The sequence below is a fragment of the Lentzea sp. NBRC 102530 genome, from assembly GCF_030269365.1.
Taxonomy (GTDB): domain Bacteria; phylum Actinomycetota; class Actinomycetes; order Mycobacteriales; family Pseudonocardiaceae; genus Lentzea.
Genome location: NZ_BSTF01000003.1, coordinates 508,557 through 525,001 on the forward strand (window position 1 = coordinate 508,557; position 16,445 = coordinate 525,001).

13 protein-coding genes are annotated in these 16,445 nt (G+C 68.7%); 7 read left to right on the top strand and 6 right to left on the bottom strand.

Annotation, left to right across the window (positions count from 1 at the left end; translation table 11 throughout):
- Positions 1–187 precede the first annotated feature (187 nt).
- A complete protein-coding gene (locus QSK25_RS10075) occupies positions 188–2,842 on the bottom strand; it encodes an MGH1-like glycoside hydrolase domain-containing protein (protein ID WP_285636906.1) in 2,655 nt (884 codons plus the stop codon).
- Positions 2,843–2,989: 147 nt separating this feature from the next.
- On the opposite strand from QSK25_RS10075, the gene QSK25_RS10080 reads away from it, so the two are divergent.
- Complete coding sequence (locus QSK25_RS10080) at positions 2,990–5,029, top strand: P-loop NTPase fold protein (RefSeq protein WP_285636909.1); 2,040 nt, start codon at positions 2,990–2,992, stop codon at positions 5,027–5,029.
- Here the strand turns inward: QSK25_RS10080 and QSK25_RS10085 are convergent.
- Positions 4,980–6,398 (bottom strand): M20/M25/M40 family metallo-hydrolase, encoded by a 1,419-nt coding sequence (locus tag QSK25_RS10085; RefSeq protein ID WP_285636913.1) that lies wholly within the window; start codon positions 6,396–6,398, stop codon positions 4,980–4,982. The two genes, QSK25_RS10080 and QSK25_RS10085, sit on opposite strands and share 50 nt — an antisense overlap.
- Positions 6,399–6,752: 354 nt before the next feature.
- On the opposite strand from QSK25_RS10085, the gene pdhA reads away from it, so the two are divergent.
- From pdhA to QSK25_RS10100, 3 genes are read left to right on the top strand one after another with little or no spacing between them, the layout of a single operon-like run.
- Positions 6,753–7,949, top strand: a complete 1,197-nt coding sequence (pdhA, locus tag QSK25_RS10090; RefSeq protein WP_285636916.1) for a pyruvate dehydrogenase (acetyl-transferring) E1 component subunit alpha — start codon at positions 6,753–6,755, stop codon at positions 7,947–7,949.
- The gene (locus QSK25_RS10095; RefSeq protein WP_285636919.1) at positions 7,949–8,974 is read left to right on the top strand and encodes an alpha-ketoacid dehydrogenase subunit beta; all 1,026 of its coding nucleotides are present in this window, start codon (positions 7,949–7,951) and stop codon (positions 8,972–8,974) included. Before pdhA ends, QSK25_RS10095 begins: the two co-directional genes overlap by 1 nt.
- Positions 8,975–8,988: 14 nt before the next feature.
- A complete protein-coding gene (locus tag QSK25_RS10100; protein WP_285636922.1) occupies positions 8,989–10,392 on the top strand; it encodes a dihydrolipoamide acetyltransferase family protein in 1,404 nt (467 codons plus the stop codon).
- Between the two features lie 67 nt (positions 10,393–10,459).
- On the opposite strand, the gene QSK25_RS10105 is transcribed toward QSK25_RS10100, so the two are convergent.
- Positions 10,460–10,939: a hypothetical protein gene (locus tag QSK25_RS10105; RefSeq protein WP_285636925.1), complete on the bottom strand. Its 480-nt coding sequence runs from the start codon at positions 10,937–10,939 to the stop codon at positions 10,460–10,462.
- 359 nt (positions 10,940–11,298) lie between these two features.
- On the opposite strand from QSK25_RS10105, the gene QSK25_RS10110 reads away from it, so the two are divergent.
- A complete protein-coding gene (locus QSK25_RS10110) occupies positions 11,299–11,481 on the top strand; it encodes a hypothetical protein (RefSeq protein WP_285636928.1) in 183 nt (60 codons plus the stop codon).
- Here the strand turns inward: QSK25_RS10110 and QSK25_RS10115 are convergent.
- Positions 11,447–12,679: a pentapeptide repeat-containing protein gene (locus QSK25_RS10115; protein WP_285636931.1), complete on the bottom strand. Its 1,233-nt coding sequence runs from the start codon at positions 12,677–12,679 to the stop codon at positions 11,447–11,449. The two genes, QSK25_RS10110 and QSK25_RS10115, sit on opposite strands and share 35 nt — an antisense overlap.
- A 62-nt stretch (positions 12,680–12,741) precedes the next feature.
- Here QSK25_RS10115 and QSK25_RS10120 point away from each other — a divergent pair, with 62 nt between their 5' ends.
- On the top strand, positions 12,742–13,662 hold the full coding sequence (locus QSK25_RS10120) for a helix-turn-helix domain-containing protein (protein WP_285636934.1): 921 nt from the start codon (positions 12,742–12,744) through the stop codon (positions 13,660–13,662).
- Positions 13,663–13,730: 68 nt separating this feature from the next.
- Positions 13,731–14,057, top strand: a complete 327-nt coding sequence (locus QSK25_RS10125; protein ID WP_285636947.1) for a hypothetical protein — start codon at positions 13,731–13,733, stop codon at positions 14,055–14,057.
- Here the strand turns inward: QSK25_RS10125 and QSK25_RS10130 are convergent.
- The gene (locus QSK25_RS10130) at positions 14,054–14,761 is read right to left on the bottom strand and encodes a thermonuclease family protein (RefSeq protein ID WP_285636950.1); all 708 of its coding nucleotides are present in this window, start codon (positions 14,759–14,761) and stop codon (positions 14,054–14,056) included. The genes QSK25_RS10125 and QSK25_RS10130 overlap by 4 nt on opposite strands.
- 468 nt (positions 14,762–15,229) lie before the next feature.
- Entirely contained in the window at positions 15,230–16,444 is a 1,215-nt protein-coding gene (locus QSK25_RS10135; RefSeq protein WP_053731936.1) for an acyl-CoA dehydrogenase family protein, read from the bottom strand.
- Position 16,445 lies beyond the last annotated feature (1 nt).

Below are 16,445 nucleotides of genomic sequence, written 5' to 3' on the forward strand. Positions count from 1 at the left end.
TGACGCCCTGGACAGCACGTGCGTGTTACAGGCCACTCGCCTGCAACATTTTTGCGTCAAATGACGCGTTCTGGCACAGAATCTTGCGTGATTTGGCTCAGATCACACAGCATCTGCACATATTGCGCACGAATGGTTACTACCAGCTAGTACTTTCTTGATCAGGATTTGATCACGACGGTGCTGGTCAGCGTGTTCTGTCGACCATCAGACCCGCCACCAGGGCGGTCCAGCCGGTCTGGTGCGTCGCCCCGAGACCCTCACCGGTGTCGCCGTCGAAGTACTCGCTGAAGGTGACGTGCCTGCGCCAAAGGGGTGATTCGGAGGCCTCGACGCGTTTGCCGTCCGCCGGCCTGCGCCCGTCGTGGTCGGGCAGGAAGAGCCCGACGAGCCGGTCGCTCAGCTCGTCCGCCACCTGGCCCGCGGTCACCCAGCGTCCGGAGTGCGTCGGCATCTCGACCTGGAACATGCCGTCGTGGAACGCGCAGACCGTGCGCAACGCCTCGACCAGCAGCGCGTTGGTCGGCAGCCAGACCGGCCCGCGCCAGTTGGAGTTGCCACCGAACATCGGCGTGTGCGACTCGCCCGGCTCGTACCCCATGCGGTGGTCCTGGCCCGCGACCTTGACCTCGAGCCCCTCGCGGTGGGCGGCGCTCAGGCTGCGGATCCCGTGCGGCGACAGGAACTCCTGCTCGTCCAGCATCCGGTGCAGCACGCGCTTGAGCTTGCCCTCGTCGAGCAACGACACGAACGCGCCGCGCTCGTAGTGGAACGTGATGAACTGCCGCAGCTCAGGCCGTCGCTTCAGCAGGTGTTCGAGCCTGCTGGTGAACCCGTGCAACTCCTCCAGCACCCACGGTTCGAGGACGGCGGACGCCAGCAGCGGGATCAGCCCGACCATCGACCGCACGCGCACCGGCTCGGACTCGACCGAGCCGTCGTGGTGGCGCCTGGACACCCGGTCGTAGCAGAACCCGTCCTCGTCGTGCCAGATCCCGCCGCCGTGCGACCCGAAGTGCGTGAACGCCTCCGCGATCGACAGGAAGTGCTCGACGAACTTCGTCGCGACGTCCTCATAGGACTCGTCGTCGCGCGCCAGTTCCAAGGCGATCTGCATCAGGTGCAGGCTGTACGCGGCCATCCACGACGTGGCGTCGGACTGCTCCAGCCGCCACTCGCCGAGCATCGGCTCCGACCGGTTGACGGGCCCGATGTTGTCCATGCCGAGGAACCCGCCCTCGAACAGGTAGCTCCCGTCGGCGTCCTTGCGGTTGACCCACCACGAGAAGTTGAGCAGCAGCTTGTGGAAGACCTTGGCCAGGAACCCGCGGTCCCGGCTCCCGTCCGCGCGGTACACCTGCAACGCCGCCCAGGCGTGCACCGGCGGGTTGACGTCCCCGAACTCCCACTCGTAGGCCGGGATCTGACCGTTCGGGTGCATCATCCACTCGCGGCAGAACAGCAGCAGCTGCTCCTTCGCGAACGCGGGATCGACCAGCGTGAACGGAATCGTGTGGAACGCCAGGTCCCAGGCCGCGAACCAGGGGTACTCCCACTCGTCCGGCATGGAGATCACGTCGGCGACGTCGAGGTGCCGCCAGTGCACGTTGCGCGCCTCGGGGGTGCGTCGTGAGCTGGGTGCCTCGGGCTTGGTCGGGTCGCCGTCCAGCCAGTCCCGCGTCCGGAACCGGTAGTGCTGCTTGGTCCACATGAGACCCGCGAGCGCCCGCCGCAGCACGTGCTTCTCTTCTTGGCTCGTCTGCGGTGCGATCGCGTCGTGGAACTCGTCCGCCTCGAGCTTCCTGGCGGTCATCGTCTCCGCGAAGCTCGGCCCGAACGGGTCCAGGTGCCCGTCCCCGCCGACGAGCCTCAGCCGGATCGTCACGGTCTCGCCCGGCTCCACCGGGTCGAACGAGTACCAGGCCGCGAACTTCGTCCCGGCCGCACCGGCGTCATCGGGTCCCACGACCTGGCAGGCCGACGTGCTCCCGCCCACCACGTAGTCGCAGATGCCGTCCTTGGCCCACGGCGACGGGTTGCGCTCGGCCCCGAACAACGCCATCTCGTTGCTCTCGTTGTCCGTCATCAACATCGACGGACGGTCGTCGAGGTGCAGCGTGTACCGGCCGAGGTTGCCGTGGTCGGCCGTGACCTTGCGGCCGGCCGTGGTGCTCGCGACGAGCTGGCACGGCCGCTGGTCCCGCCCCCACGCCCACGTGTTGCGGAACCACAGTTGCGGCAACAGGTGCAGCGGCGCGTCCTCAGGACCGTGGTTGGTGGCGCTGATCTCGACGCAGATGTCGTCCGTCTCGGCCTTCGCGTACGTGACCTGCACGTCGAAGAACCGGTTCTCGTCCAGCACACCGGTGTCGCTCAGCTCGGGCTCGCGGTTCTCCCGGCCGGCGTGGCGCGCCATCTCCCGCAGCTGCCCGTACGGGAACTCCCTCTGCGGATACCGGTAGACCATCTGCATCCACGAGTGCGTGGGCGTCCCGTCGGTGATCCACCAGTGTTCCTTGACGTCCTCGCCGTGGTTGCCCTCTTCGTTGGCGAGGCCGAAGTACCGCTCCTTGAGGATCGGGTCCTTCCCGTTCCACAGGGCGAGCGCGAGGTTCATGAACCCGTGCACGTCGCAGATGCCGGCGATGCCGTCCTCGCCCCAGCGGTAGGCACGGGACCGGGCGTGGTCGAACGGGAACGAGGCCCACGCGTCACCCTCGGGCGAGTAGTCCTCGCGGACCGTCCCCCACTGGCGACCCGACAGGTACGGCCCCCACAGCCGCCACGGCGAAGTCGGTGAGTCCGACTCCGCGAGACGCGCCCGTTCCGCTTGTTCGCCCATCGCCCCAGTGTGGGACACCAGCGGGGACGCCTGGTCGGGCGCACGTCTTGTCTGAGTTTTTCCTCACTAAAAGACGGGTGGAATGGCGGCCGGGTGTGCCCTGAACGGCGCATTTCGATCGTGCCCGTACGAGCGGACGATGCACGGGTGACCGAGGACGAGGTCTTCGACGAGGCCGTCGAGGTGGCGCTGGAAGCACCACCGGGCGAGCGCGAGGCGTTGCGGGCCGTGTTGCGCGATGCCAAGCCGTGGATCGTCGCTTCCGCGCGTGCGCACCACGACCGCTACGCGAAGCTCAGGGGCAGGAACCTGCGTGCTCTGGCGCTCGCTCGCATCGCGGCGAGGCGCCCGTTCCTGTGGCGCTGCGTGCTGCTCGTCGTGGTTCCGGTGACGGATTGCGTGTTCTGGTCCCTGCTGTTCAAGTACGGGGTCAACGGCGACCCGGCGCTGCCCGTCGGCCGCAACGCCGCGATCGCCGCCGGGATCGCCGCGCTGGTGCTCGGGGTGTCGTACCTGACCGTGATCGGCAGGACGGTCGCGTGGTTCTGGGGAGTCCTCGGGCTGAGCTGCATCACCCTCACCGCCCTCATCGTGAACCTCGCCGCGGTGTTCGTGTGGCCCTGGCCCTGGGTGCTCGCCACCGCGCCGCTCGGGCTCGGGCTCATGTGGGGAGCGGGCATGCTGATCGAGGTCACCACCGCGGTCCTGCCACCGGCGATGATCGCCGGCAGGACCGCCGCGACGGACCAGGCGCTCAGGGAATGGCGGTCGGCGATGCTGTACGACGGCGTCCTGCCCGCACTGCGCGCCGAGCTGGGCGGTACCCGGATCGTGCCCGGCACCGAGCTGAGGTTCGACGACGCCCGGAACCTGCACCGGGGCGGGTCGCTGATCAGCCACCAGCCGGTGCCCGCCGGCAGGGAGCTGGCCGACCTGGTCGACTCCCTCGACGGCGGCAGCTTCGCGCTCGCCGGCCCGCGCGGCTCCGGCAAGACCAACCTGCTGAGGGCCTTCTGCCGGGGCGCCTACCGTCGCCGGGGCCAGGCCGCCGACCTGAGCGTGCTGGTCGCGGCGCCGGTCGACTACGTCCCGCGCGAGTTCGTGCTGCACCTCTACGCGCAGACCTGCCACGCGGTGCTCGCCCACCTCCGCGAGTCCGCTCCCAAGATCGTCTGGCGCCGCCGGCACGACGGACGGGTCCAGCTGGCCAAGGCGGCGCAGCGCGGTCTGCGCGACATCGCCTACGTCCAGACCCTGACCGGCGAGACGAGCGGCAAGTTCGGCTTCCGGGGAGCCGAACTCGCCTACAAGCGCGCGACCAGCCTGACCGGCCGCCCGCCGACGTATCCCGAGGTGGTGGACGACTTCCGCACGTTCGTCCGCGACGTGGCCCGCACGCTGGACCCGGTGCGCGTGGTGATCGCCATCGACGAGATCGACCGCATCGGCGCGGGTGAGCCCGCCCGCAGGTTCCTCAACGAGATCAAGGCCGTGTTCGACGTGCCCGGCTGCTACTACCTGATGTCCGTGTCCACCGAGGCCCAGCACGACTTCGAGCTCGCGGGCATGGGCCTGCGCAGCGTTTTCGACAGCTCGTTCGACGAGGTCGTCCGGGTCGACTACCTGGACTTCCAGCTGGCCCGCGGCCTGATCAGCAGGTCGGTGGAGGGGCTGCCGGAGGTGTTCGTGGCGCTCGCCTACGCGTTCTCCGGCGGGCTTGCCCGGCAGCTGAGCCGCTCGGCCCGCGCGATCGTCCGCCAGCCGCGTGGCAGTGCGCTGGCCGCCGTGACCGAGAAGCTCGTCGCCGACGAACTGGACCGCGTCTGCAAGACGACGGGCGACGCGCTGACCGCGCTGGACGACCGTGACGGCGTGACGAAACTGCTGCGCGTGCTCGCCGATCCGGACCCGGACCTGCACGTCCTGCGCGACCGCGTGCAGGGCGCCTACTCCAAGGAGCACACGGCCATCGGGGACCTCGCGGACAGGGCGGCGGCGCGCATCGCGTTCCTCGCCGCCGTCCGCGACCACTTCACCGACCTGACCGAGGTCGTCCCCGCGCAGGTCGACGCACTCGCGAGAGCGCGTCGCTACGCGGGGAGCAACCCGGCGACGGGGTTGGCGCTGCTGGAGGAGTTCAGCTCTGCTTCGACTGCGCGTCCAGCACCAGAGCGATCGCCTCGGTGACCCTGGCCGCGTGCGCGAGGTGCAGCCACTCGTCCGGCACGTGGCAGTTCGAGTCCGGTCCGATCACGCCCGTCACCACGAACTGCGCGTCCGGGTAGGCCTCGTGCAGCAGTCCCATGAACGGGATCGAGCCGCCGAGCGACACCGTCCGCCACGGCGCCCCGAAGATCTCCTTGCCCGCCTCGTCCAGGGCTTCCGACAGCCAGGGCGCGAGCTCGGGCGCGTTCCAGCCGTCGGCGGACTCGACCCGGGACAGCTCCACGGTCGCGTTGTAGGGCACGTCGGTCGTGAGCTTCGCCCGCACCGCCTCCAGCGCGGCGGTCGCGTCCGCCGTCGGCGGCAGCCGGAACGACAGCACCAGCGAGGTGAAGGGCCGCAGCACGTTGCCCGCGTCGTCCGGCAACGGCAGCCCCTCGGCGCCGGTCACCGACAACGTCGGCCGCCAGCCGGAGTTCAGCGCCAGTTCGACCTCGTCGGAGGACATCGGCTGGAGGTCGCCGACCCGGGGAACCGGGTCCCACAGCGCACCCGGCGCGGCCGCGACGGCGTCGCGAACCTCGGCGAGGCGCCCTGCCGGGATCTCGACGTGCATCTCCGGCACCAGGATCTCGCCGGTCTCCGAGTCCTCGATCCGGTCGAGCAACTGCCGCGCGATGCGGAACGACGAGGGCACGATGCCCGAGGCCATGCCGGAGTGCAGTCCGCCCTCCAGCACCCGCACGGTGGCTGTGACCTGCACCAATCCACGCAGCGACGTCGTCAGCCACATCCGGTCGTAGTCGGAGCCGCCGGAGTCCAGGCACACGACGAGCGACACCCGGCCCAGGCGGTCCGAGAGGTGCTCCAGGTAGGCGGGCAGATCGGGCGAACCCGACTCCTCGCCGGTCTCCAGCAGCACCACGCACCGCGCGTGCGAACCGCCGGCCGCGCGCACGGCCTCGATCGCGGCGATTGCGGCATAACCGGAGTAACCGTCATCAGCGGCGCCGCGTCCGTAGAGACGTCCGTCACGCAGCACCGGGGTCCACGGACCGAGCCCTTCACCCCAGCCACCCACCGGCGGCTGCTTGTCCAGGTGTCCGTAGAGCAACACGGTGTCGTCGGAGGAGTTACCGGACGCGGGCACGTCCACGACGAGGAGAGGCGTGCGTCCCGCCAGTTGGACGACGTCGAGCTGCGCGCCGGGGATCGAACGTGACTCGATCCAGAGGCGCACGTGCTCGATCGCGGCCGCCAACTCTCCGTGTTCTTCCCAGGCGGGATCGAACGCGGGAGAGATCGCCGGCACGGCGACGAGCTGAGACAGGCTCGGGACGATGTCGTCGTCCCAGAGCGTCCTGACGGTGCTGGTCACAACTGAGCGGTCCACCTCTCGATCCTGTCACGACTCCGCCTCCGCCCGCGTCCGTAGCCTCTTCCCTGAGACCTCGAACAGAGTTAACGATCGGTAACCGGGACAACGACGTCCGATAAACGGACGGCCTAGTCGGAGGACAAAAGGTCGAACTTCCGACTGTTGTCGCTGATCAGACCGTTGACTCGTGTGTTACGAAGTGGGACGGGTCTCACCAACTCGGGTGAGGCCGTGTCAGGATGTGGTCGTAAGCCACCGTCACCGTCGACGGCTGCCTCCGGCCCCACAGGGTTGGCGGCGACCGCCGACGTCGCCGCACGAGGTCGTCACGAGCGATCAGGCGGTCGGAGTAGACAGAGGAGAAGGCGCATGTCGTCCCCTGAGCAATGGACGCACCCTGAGCCGGATGCAGCGCCGGCCGCCACTGCCGCGAAACCGACGGCGGAACAGGTGATCGCAGGCTTGCGAGCGACCGACGAGGGCGGTGCCGACCTGGTGCAGCTGCTCACCCCCGAGGGCGAGCGGGTCAGCCACCCCGACTTCGACATCGACATCACGGCGGAGGAGCTGCGCGGTCTGTACCGCGACATGGTCCTGATCCGCCGCGTCGACCGCGAGGCGAACGCGTTGCAGCGCAAGGGCCAGCTCGGCATCTGGGTGCCGCTGCTCGGCCAGGAGGCCGCCCAGATCGGCGCCGGCCGCGCGATGCGTCAGACGGACATGGCGTTCCCGAGCTACCGCGAGCACGGCATCGCGTGGACCCGCGGGATCAACCCGACGGAGCTGCTCGGCATCTTCCGCGGCACGGACCAGGGCACCTGGGACCCGGTCGAGAAGCGCTTCCACCCGTACACGATCGTCATCGGCAACCAGGTCCTCAACGCGGCCGGGTACGCGATGGGCCAGAAGTTCGACGGCAAGGTCGGCGACGACGAGGGAGAAGCCACCATGTGCTTCTTCGGCGACGGCGCGACCAGCCAGGGTGACGTGCACGAGGGCTTCGTGTGGGCCGCGGTCTACGACGCGCCGCTCGTCTTCTTCTGCCAGAACAACCAGTGGGCCATCTCCGAGCCCACCGAACGCCAGTCGCGGCTGCCGCTCTACCAGCGCGCCCGCGGCTACGGCTTCCCCGGCATCCGCGTCGACGGCAACGACGTCCTCGCGACGCTCGCCGTCACGAAGTGGGCGCTGGACGAGTGCCGCCACGGCAACGGCCCGATCCTCATCGAGGCGTTCACCTACCGGATGGACGCGCACACCACCTCCGACGACCCGAGCCGCTACCGGCTGTCGGACGAGCTCGAGATGTGGAAGCTCAAGGACCCGATCGAGCGCGTGAAGGTCTACCTGGTCCGCCAGCAGTGGGCCGACCACGACTTCTTCGACGGCGTCGAGGCCGAGGCCGACAAGCTGGGCGAGGAGTTGCGCGAGTTCTGCACGAACATGCCCGACCCGCCCGCTGAACGGATCTTCAGCAACGTCTACGCCGAGGGCAGCCCCGTCCTCGACGCGCAGCGCGACGAATTCCTCGACTACGTCTCGGGTTTTGCTGGAGGTGAGCACTGATGGCTGCTCCGACCATGGACCGTTCCACGGCCGCTGCCCCGGCGTCCCCGGTGCAGACGCTCACGATCTCCAAGGCCCTGAACCTCGGGTTGCGGGCTTCGATGGAAGCCGACCCCAAGGTCATCATGATGGGCGAGGACATCGGCAAGCTCGGTGGCGTCTTCCGCATCACCGACGGCCTGCAGAAGGACTTCGGTGAGCAGCGCGTGCTCGACACGCCGCTCGCGGAGTCCGGCATCATCGGCACCGCCGTCGGCCTCGCGATCCGCGGCTACCGCCCGGTGTGCGAGATCCAGTTCGACGGCTTCATCTTTCCGGGCTTCGACCAGATCGTGTCGCAGGTCGCGAAGCTGCACTACCGCACCCAGGGCAAGATCAAGCTGCCCATGGTGATCCGCGTTCCGTTCGGTGGCGGCATCGGTGCGGTCGAGCACCACTCGGAGTCCCCGGAGTCGTACTTCGCGCACACCGCCGGCCTCAAGGTCGTCTCGTGCTCGAACCCGTCCGACGCGTACTGGATGATCCAGCAGGCGATCGACTGCGACGACCCGGTGCTGTTCTTCGAGCCGAAGCGCCGTTACTACGAGAAGGGCGAGGTCGACACCACCGCCACGCCCGGCGAGCTCTTCGAGTCGCGCGTGCTGCGTTCCGGCACGGACGCGACGCTGGTGGCGTACGGCCCGATGGTCCGCACGTCGCTCGACGCCGCCGCGGCCGCCGCGGAGGACGGCACCTCGCTCGAGGTGATCGACCTGCGCACGCTGTCGCCGCTCGACCTCGCGCCGGTCTACGACTCGGTGCGCCGCACCGGCCGTCTGATCGTCGTGTCCGAGGCGCCGTCCGAGTCCTCGATCAGCAGCGAGATTGCAGCGAAGGTCCAGCAGGAGTGCTTCTACTCCTTGCAGGCACCGGTGCTGCGGGTGACCGGTTTCGACACCCCGTACCCGCCGTCGAAGCTCGAGGAGGAGTTCCTCCCCGACCTCGACCGGGTGCTGCACGCCGTCGACCGCTCTCTCGCCTGGTAAGGGGACAACCGGAAATGCCGCAGTACAAGCAATTCCCCCTGCCCGACACGGCGGAGGGGCTGACCGAGGCCGACATCCTCACCTGGCACGTCAAGCCGGGCGACACCGTCACGGTCAACCAGATCATCGTCGAGATCGAGACGGCCAAGGCCGCCGTCGAACTGCCGTGCCCGTGGGCGGGCGTCGTGACCGAGCTGCTGGCCGAGCCGGGCCAGACCGTCGAGGTGGGCGTCCCGATCATCACGATCGACACCGACCCCGGTGGCGCGGCCGCCCCTGCCGCTCCCGTTGCGGCAGAGGCGAACGGCACCTCGTCCGGCAAGATCGGCGAGGAGATGCCGGGCGGCCGCATCGCGACGCTCGTCGGCTACGGCCCGAAGTCCGGTGCGGCGAAGCGCCGTGCCCGCAAGGACTCCGCGCCCGCCGCTGCTCCGGCCGCCGCCGTCGTGGCACCTCCGGCTCCTGCTCCTGTCGTGGCGCCGCCTGCTCCTGTCGTGGCGCCGCCTGCTCCGGTGGTCGTCGCTGCTCCGGTGCAGGCACCGGGCGGGTACGTCCCGCTGGCCAAGCCGCCGGTCCGCAAGCTGGCCAAGGACCTGGGCGTCGACCTGCACGCCCTGACGGGTTCCGGCCCCGGCGGCGTGATCACCCGCGAGGACGTCGAAACCGCCGTCTCCGCCCCGGCTGCTCCCGCCGCTGTCGCGTCCTATGTGGACAACGGCACGCGTGAACGCCGGGTCCCCATCAAGGGCGTCCGCAAGGCCACCGCCCAGGCGATGGTGGACAGCGCGTTCACCGCACCGCACGTCACCGAGTTCCTGACGGTCGACGTGACCCCGATGATGGAACTGCGCGCGCGCCTCAAGAACGCGCCGGAGTTCCGCGGCGTGAAGCTGACCCCGCTGGCGTTCTGCGCCAAGGCGGTCGTCCTCGCGGCCCGCCGCACCCCCGACGTCAACGCGACGTGGGACAGCGCCGCCAACGAGATCGTCTACAAGGACTACGTCCACCTGGGCATCGCGGCAGCCACGCCGCGCGGCCTGGTGGTCCCGAAGGTCCGCGACGCCGACCGCATGTCCCTCAAGGAACTCGCGGTGGCACTGGACGAACTCGCCACGGTCGCCCGCGACGGCAAGACGTCACCGGCCGACATGATGAACGGCACCATCACGATCACCAACGTCGGCGTCTTCGGCGTCGACACCGGCACGCCGATCCTCAACCCGGGCGAGTCCGCGATCCTCGCCCTGGGCGCGATCCGCGACATGCCGTGGGTGGTCGACGGCGAGATCAAGGTCCGCAAGATCTGCCAGCTCGCGCTGTCGTTCGACCACCGCGTGGTGGACGGCCAGCAGGGTTCGCAGTTCCTGGCCGACGTCGGCGCACTCCTGGCCGAGCCGGGCATCGCGATGACCTACTGAGAACCCGGAAACGGGGTGCCCTTCCGTCGTTTCGAACGACGGAAGGGCACCCTGTTTCCCTTGTGCGCTACTGGATCGTGCCGGTCAGCGCTTCCATCCGCCGGAACTGGCTGATGGTGCCGACCGCGGTGAGGATGCCGGCCCCGTTGCACCGGTACCCCATCCAGCCGAGGTCAGCCACGTGCGCCTCCGCGCAGGTGGTCCGGACGGTGCTGCCGAACCTGATCGCCTCGATCCGGCGGAACTGTCCGGTGGTGCCGACCCGGCCGACCCGTCCGTCTCCCATGCACAACGTGGCCTGCCAGGCCACGTCCTGGACGTGTGCCTGCATGCAGGTGTGACCGCCGGTGTTGTTGCCGAAGAACTCGACTGCCTCGAGCCTGCGGAACTGGCCCGTCGTGCCGGCGAACGCCCAGCTGCCGTCGTCGCTGCAGTCCCAGCCCATCCAGCCGAGGTCCTGGACGTGGCCGCGGAAGCAGACCACGGGGGCCGCGCTCAGCCCCAGGTCGGTCGGGGCGTTCACGGTACCGGCAGGCTCCGGGCCCACGGCGCCGATGCTGACCGGAGCGTCCCACGACTCGTCCGCCGCGCTCGCGGGTGAGGCGGGAAGCAACGTGGCGATTAGGCAGGCCGCACCCAGCGTCAATTTCAGTGCACGCGAAAAACTACCCATCAATTTCCCCCAGAAAACGTCGGGAAGCACGCCGAAGAGACCTTCTCCACGAAGGTCGCGAATCGGCTTTGCCCCCCAGGCAATCCCAACTCGATCAAAATTCCACAGGTCGAGCCGTGTCGTCACTCGGTCATTCGGGGCAATCGTCCGGGAGTCCCTCGTTCGCGTGAAGTTGATCGAGGGCTCCCTCTGCACTTGCGGGACGCCACCGGATGACGTGCGACGCTGGCTTCATGATCGAGGACAACGGCGGGTACTTCATCGGCTGGGGCACGTTGAGTTTGATCAACGCGGGCCTGGCGCAGGCCAAGGGCCGCAGCGGGCTCGCCTGGTTCCTGCTGTCGTTGCTCCTGGGGCCGATCGCGACGTTCCTGATCGTCGTCATGGGCCCGTTGGTTCCTCGCCGCGAACCTTGAGCCATTTCGCGGGCTTCGGGCTGATCTCGAACGTTCCGCCGGTCACGGCGTTGTCCCGCCACCACACGAACTGGTGCTCGGGGTCGAGGGACCTCAGGAGCACAGTGCACTCCACCAGGGTGCAGGCCTCCACGAAGAGGAATCCGAGCGAGCCCCGGTCGGCGTCGGCACCCAGCATCTCGGTGAAGTTCAGCGTGCTGTCCGTCAGGGCCGAGTGCTCGATTCGGACGGCTGCGGTGTCGACGTTCATGTCTTCCGCCTGCAGCTCACTGCTGACGAACTCGCAGCGGTCGAAGTGCAGCCGACGACTCCGCAGTTCGCTCCCGCCCAGGTCGATCGTCGTGCGGTCGAAGGTGCAGCCGACGAAATCCGAGGGCCGCCCGGCGAAGACCGCGTCGCGGAAGTTGACGACGGTTTCGGTGAACGTGGCGCCGGTGAACCGCAGTGGTCCGTGGAAGACGGTGCCGTCGAACGACGTGAGTTCACCGGTGAACTCGGCGCCGTCGAAGATCACCGGACTCTCGAACCTCAGGCCGCCGAAGTCCGCACCGTCGAACTCGAAGCCGCTGAAGTCGAAGGTCAGCGCTGACCAGGAGACCGCTTCCCGCTGTCCGTCGAGCCTGGACCGCATGGCTCGGAAGATCTTGGTCACGACCTCGGTGTCGTCCTTTGCGAGTTTGGCGGCGTCGATCAGGGTGTCCACGCACATCTGTCGCTGTGCTTCCCAGTCGTCGGCGAGGGAGGCCATCGCGGAGACGCCGGCGACGCGCAGACCGATCTGCTCACCGGCAAGCAGTTCGGCCGCGACCTTGAAGCGTTCGTAGAACAGCTTGGTGTGCTCGCGTTCCTCCTGGTTGAGAGCGTGCAGGTGCGCCGCCTCCGTGACGCGCTGCTTGCGGTAGTTCACCGCCAGCGCCACCACACCGCCGAACCCGGCCACCACGGCGAGCCCGATCTTCAGCAGGTCCAGCATCTCGGTCGTCGTGAACGCGGCCTGCTTCGGCATCGTCGGCCAGCCGAGCAGCCACAGCAGCCCGCCACCCGCCGCCGCAGCCACGAGTGCCGCGATCAGCAGCCAGCTGACGATCGACGTCCAGACCGGGGACTGCGCCTCCCGCCTGCTCCGCTGCCAAAGGCGCAACAGCAGCCACATCGCGAGCGCCCCCAGCGCCCAGTACTGCCAGGTGATCGTCCCCACACAGGTGATCGTGCCTCATTCGGGTTGACCCTCCAGCAACTGGAGGGTTCACAGTAGTTCTCGTGACGCGCTACCAGATCGGTGAGCTGGCCAGGATGACCGGACTCACCGTCCGCACCATCAGGTTCTACTCCGACTCGGGCCTCATCCCGCCCGCGGACAGGACCACCGGTGGCTACCGCACCTACGACGTCGAGGCCGTGGCGAGGCTGAAGCTGGTCCGGACGCTGCGAGACCTGGGCGTGGACCTGCCGACCGCCGGCCGCGTGCTGGCGCGGGAGGTGTCGGTGACGGACGTGGCGCGGGCACACGCGGACGCGATCGACGCGCAGATGAGGACGTTGCGGCTCAGGCGAGCCGTGCTGCGCGCCGTCGCCAAGGGAGGGGAGATGGAACTGATGAACGAACTGGCTCGGATGTCGGACGAGGAGCGCCAGCGCATCCTCGACGACTTCTTCGAGGAGGTGTTCGGGCCGTACGAGCTGGATCCGCAGTTCGAGCAGCACATGCGGTCCGTGCGCGTCGAGCTGCCGGACGACCCGTCGACCGAGCAGCTGGAGGCGTGGGTCGAGCTCGCGAAGCTCGTGCAGGACCCGGACTTCCGCGCGACCGTCAAGCGGATGTCGCAGCAGCACGAGGAACAGCGCCGCAGCGGCAAGGACATGAGCCCGCCTGGGGACAACCAGATGGAGGCGTTCAACTTCGCCATCGCCCAGGCCCGCGAGGCGCTCGACGCCGGCATCGCGCCGGAGTCCGCCGAGGCGCGGGCCGTGGTGGACCGCGTCAACGCCAACTGGGCGCGGGCGCTGGACCTGCCGAACGACGAGACCCTCGTGGCGAAGCTGCGCGAGCTCTCCGACTTCGCCGACCCGCGCGCCGAGCGCTACTGGGTGCTGATCGCGAGGATCAACGGCTGGCCCGCCATGCCGGACCACTCGCGCGAACGCGCCTGGCTGCGCGAAGCCGGCCAGCCCTTCGGCTAAACACCTCTGAACCTGCGGGAACCAGCTGGGCGCCCAGCTCGTTTCCGTGGCAACGAAGGGGGATCGTCATGTCCGCACTGTTCGAGATCTTCGGAGCCGTCCTCGGCGAGACGTTCGGCCAGTCCGAGGAGGACCGTTCACGCGGCGACGCCGATGTCCTCATCGACGGCGAGTGGCAGGAGGGCGAACTGTTCTTCGGCCCCACCAAAATCATCTGGGACGAACGCATCATCTTCAGCGACGCCGAAGGCCGCGTCGAGCAGATCGTCGACCAGGACCCGCCGCACCCGAACTTCGTGGTGCTCCGCTTCCGCCGCCCGCACGACGTGGTCCACCTGGCCGTGCACCACCGCGAACTCAAGCGCGTAGGCGCAGTCCTGACCCTGCCGCTCTAACGCAGCCCTTTGACGACGTTCCGCAGCTCGGCTTCCTTGCGGTACAACGTGGGCACCGCCTTGGTGACCTTGGACAACAACACCGTCTGCTCCACCGGCGCCACCGCGTCCCAAGTGAGCCCACCAGGCTTGGCCAACTGCTCCACCAACCCGATGGCGCTCTTCGCCGTGTCCGCGGCCACCGTCAACTCGGTCCTGCCGGCCCGCAACGACTGAGCCTCGACCACAGCCGCAGCATCGGTGATCGCCTTCACCCGCCCGGGCAACGTGCAGGGCACCTCAGGCGAGTGCAACCCCTTCCGCAACTCCACAGCGGAGTTGTTGGCCCGCTTCACCGCATCCAGGAACCGAGTGCCCTCGGCAGTGGGCACGGCCAACCCCTCACCGACCACAGCGGCGTTGACCAGACCGTCCTGTGTGGACAGCGCAGCGAGCGCCCCGTCCCACTCGACGGTCACCGGCGTCCCCTCGGGCAACAACTCGCCGAGGAACTTCCGCGACTCCGCGTACAAACACTCGTCCGCGGCAGGAGCGACAACGTTCGCGAGCTTCACGGTCACGACCCGATCGCCCTCGCGCACCTCGACCGCACCGGCGTCGACCACCCGAACCACCTGGCTGACCACTGGTCCAGGCTCGGGCCGGTCCACGAGCACCACGACGCAGGCGCTGCCTGCGGCCCCGACCAGGACCGCAGCGGCCATCAACACATCCGGGAGCACCACGATCCCCCTAACGCCGACCTACTGGGCTGATCGGCGTAGTGGAACCCCGCGTTACTCCTCGCGGTCGGCAGCTCACAGCCAGCTGATCGGAGTTGGGCCGATGGGGTGCTCGGCAACGCCCAGAGTTGCGTCCTCGGTGAGCCCGGCGATGGGGAACGACAAGCCCACAAACCCGGGAGACGAGATGTCCTGGACCTGCAACAAGTGTCGCCACACCAACCGCGACGATGACGCCGCGATCTGCGGGGGTTGCCGCAAGACCAACCCCGCTCGCAACCCCCACAACCCGCACACGCCTCAGCACCAGTCGCTGGGCAGGGTCACGTGCCCGCACTGCGGCTACTCGAACGCGAGCGGCCAGGACAAGACCTGTTACAGGTGTGACAAGCAGTTGAGATCGAAGCGCTGACGGCGTGGGCTCGCCGTGACGGCGAGCCCACGCTCAGCTCACTTGATCTGCATCCCGGAGATCATCCGCGACACCACCAGCCGCTGGATCTCCGAGGTCCCCTCGAAGATGGTGAAGATCTTGGCGTCCCGGTGCATCCGCTCAACGGGGTGCTCCCGCGTGTACCCGGCCCCACCCAGGATGTGAATGGCCCGCTCGGTGGCCCAAACCGACACCTCAGAGGCCTTGAGCTTCGACATCGACCCCTCACCGGCGGTGAACGGCACGTTGTTGCGCCCCATCCAGGCCGCCCGCCACACCAGCAGCCGCGAAGCGTCGATCTCCATCCGCATGTTGGCCAGGTCGAACGCGATCGACTGGTTCTCGATGATCTTGCGCCCGAACGCCTCGCGATCCTTCGCGTACTCCAAGGCGTAGTCGTAGGCGGCCCGAGCGACACCGACAGCCATCGCGCCGACGGTCGGACGCGTGGTCTCGAAGGTGGCCATCGCAGCCTGGCCGCCGGCCTTCAGCCCCTCCCGGGCACGGGCGAGCCGGGCCTCCAGCCGCTCGCGTCCACCCAGCACGCACCGCCCAGGCACCCGAACGTCGTCCAGGAAGACGTCGGCCGTGTGCGAAGCACGCATGCCGTGCTTCTTGATCTTCCCGGGCGACGACAGCCCGGGAGTGCCAGGGGGAACGATGAACCCGGCCTGCCCGCGCGATCCCAGGGCAGGATCGACGACAGCGGTCACGACGTGCACGTTCGCGATGCCGCCGTTGGTGGCCCAGGCCTTCTGGCCGTTCAGCACCCACTCGTCGGTCGCCTCGTCGTAACGAGCCCGCGTCCGGTACCCGGCCACGTCGGAACCCGCCTGCGGCTCGGACGCGCAGAACGCCGCCAGCTTCGGGTCCGACTCGTCGCCGAAGCACTCCGGCACCCACTCGGCGAGCTGTTCCGGCTCGCCGCCGGCGAAGATGCCGGCGACCGCGAGACCGGTGCCCATCAAGGACAACGCAATCCCGGCGTCACCCCAGAAGAGTTCCTCGGTGGCGATGGGCAGGGACAGGCCGATCGGGTCGGCGAACCAGGTCGCGAGGGCCTCGAAGCCGTAGAGGCCGATCTTCGCCGCCTCCTGGATGACCGGCCACGGCGTTTCCTCGCGCTCGTCCCACTCGGAGGCCGCCGGCCTGATCACGTCACGAGCGAAGCCGTGCACCCAGTCGCGCAGGTCGGTCTGGTCTTCGTTCAGTTCGAGCGAGAAGCCACCCACA

Excerpts from the sequence above, each read along its gene's own strand:
- pdhA (WP_285636916.1), top strand. The coding sequence starts at position 6,753 with ATGTCGTCCCCTGAGCAATGGACGCACCCTGAGCCGGATGCAGCGCCG.
- QSK25_RS10100 (WP_285636922.1), top strand. The coding sequence starts at position 8,989 with ATGCCGCAGTACAAGCAATTCCCCCTGCCCGACACGGCGGAGGGGCTG.
- QSK25_RS10130 (WP_285636950.1), bottom strand. The coding sequence starts at position 14,761 with ATGGCCGCTGCGGTCCTGGTCGGGGCCGCAGGCAGCGCCTGCGTCGTG.
- QSK25_RS10075 (WP_285636906.1), bottom strand. The coding sequence starts at position 2,842 with ATGGGCGAACAAGCGGAACGGGCGCGTCTCGCGGAGTCGGACTCACCG.
- QSK25_RS10125 (WP_285636947.1), top strand. The coding sequence starts at position 13,731 with ATGTCCGCACTGTTCGAGATCTTCGGAGCCGTCCTCGGCGAGACGTTC.
- QSK25_RS10095 (WP_285636919.1), top strand. The coding sequence starts at position 7,949 with ATGGCTGCTCCGACCATGGACCGTTCCACGGCCGCTGCCCCGGCGTCC.
- QSK25_RS10110 (WP_285636928.1), top strand. The coding sequence starts at position 11,299 with ATGATCGAGGACAACGGCGGGTACTTCATCGGCTGGGGCACGTTGAGT.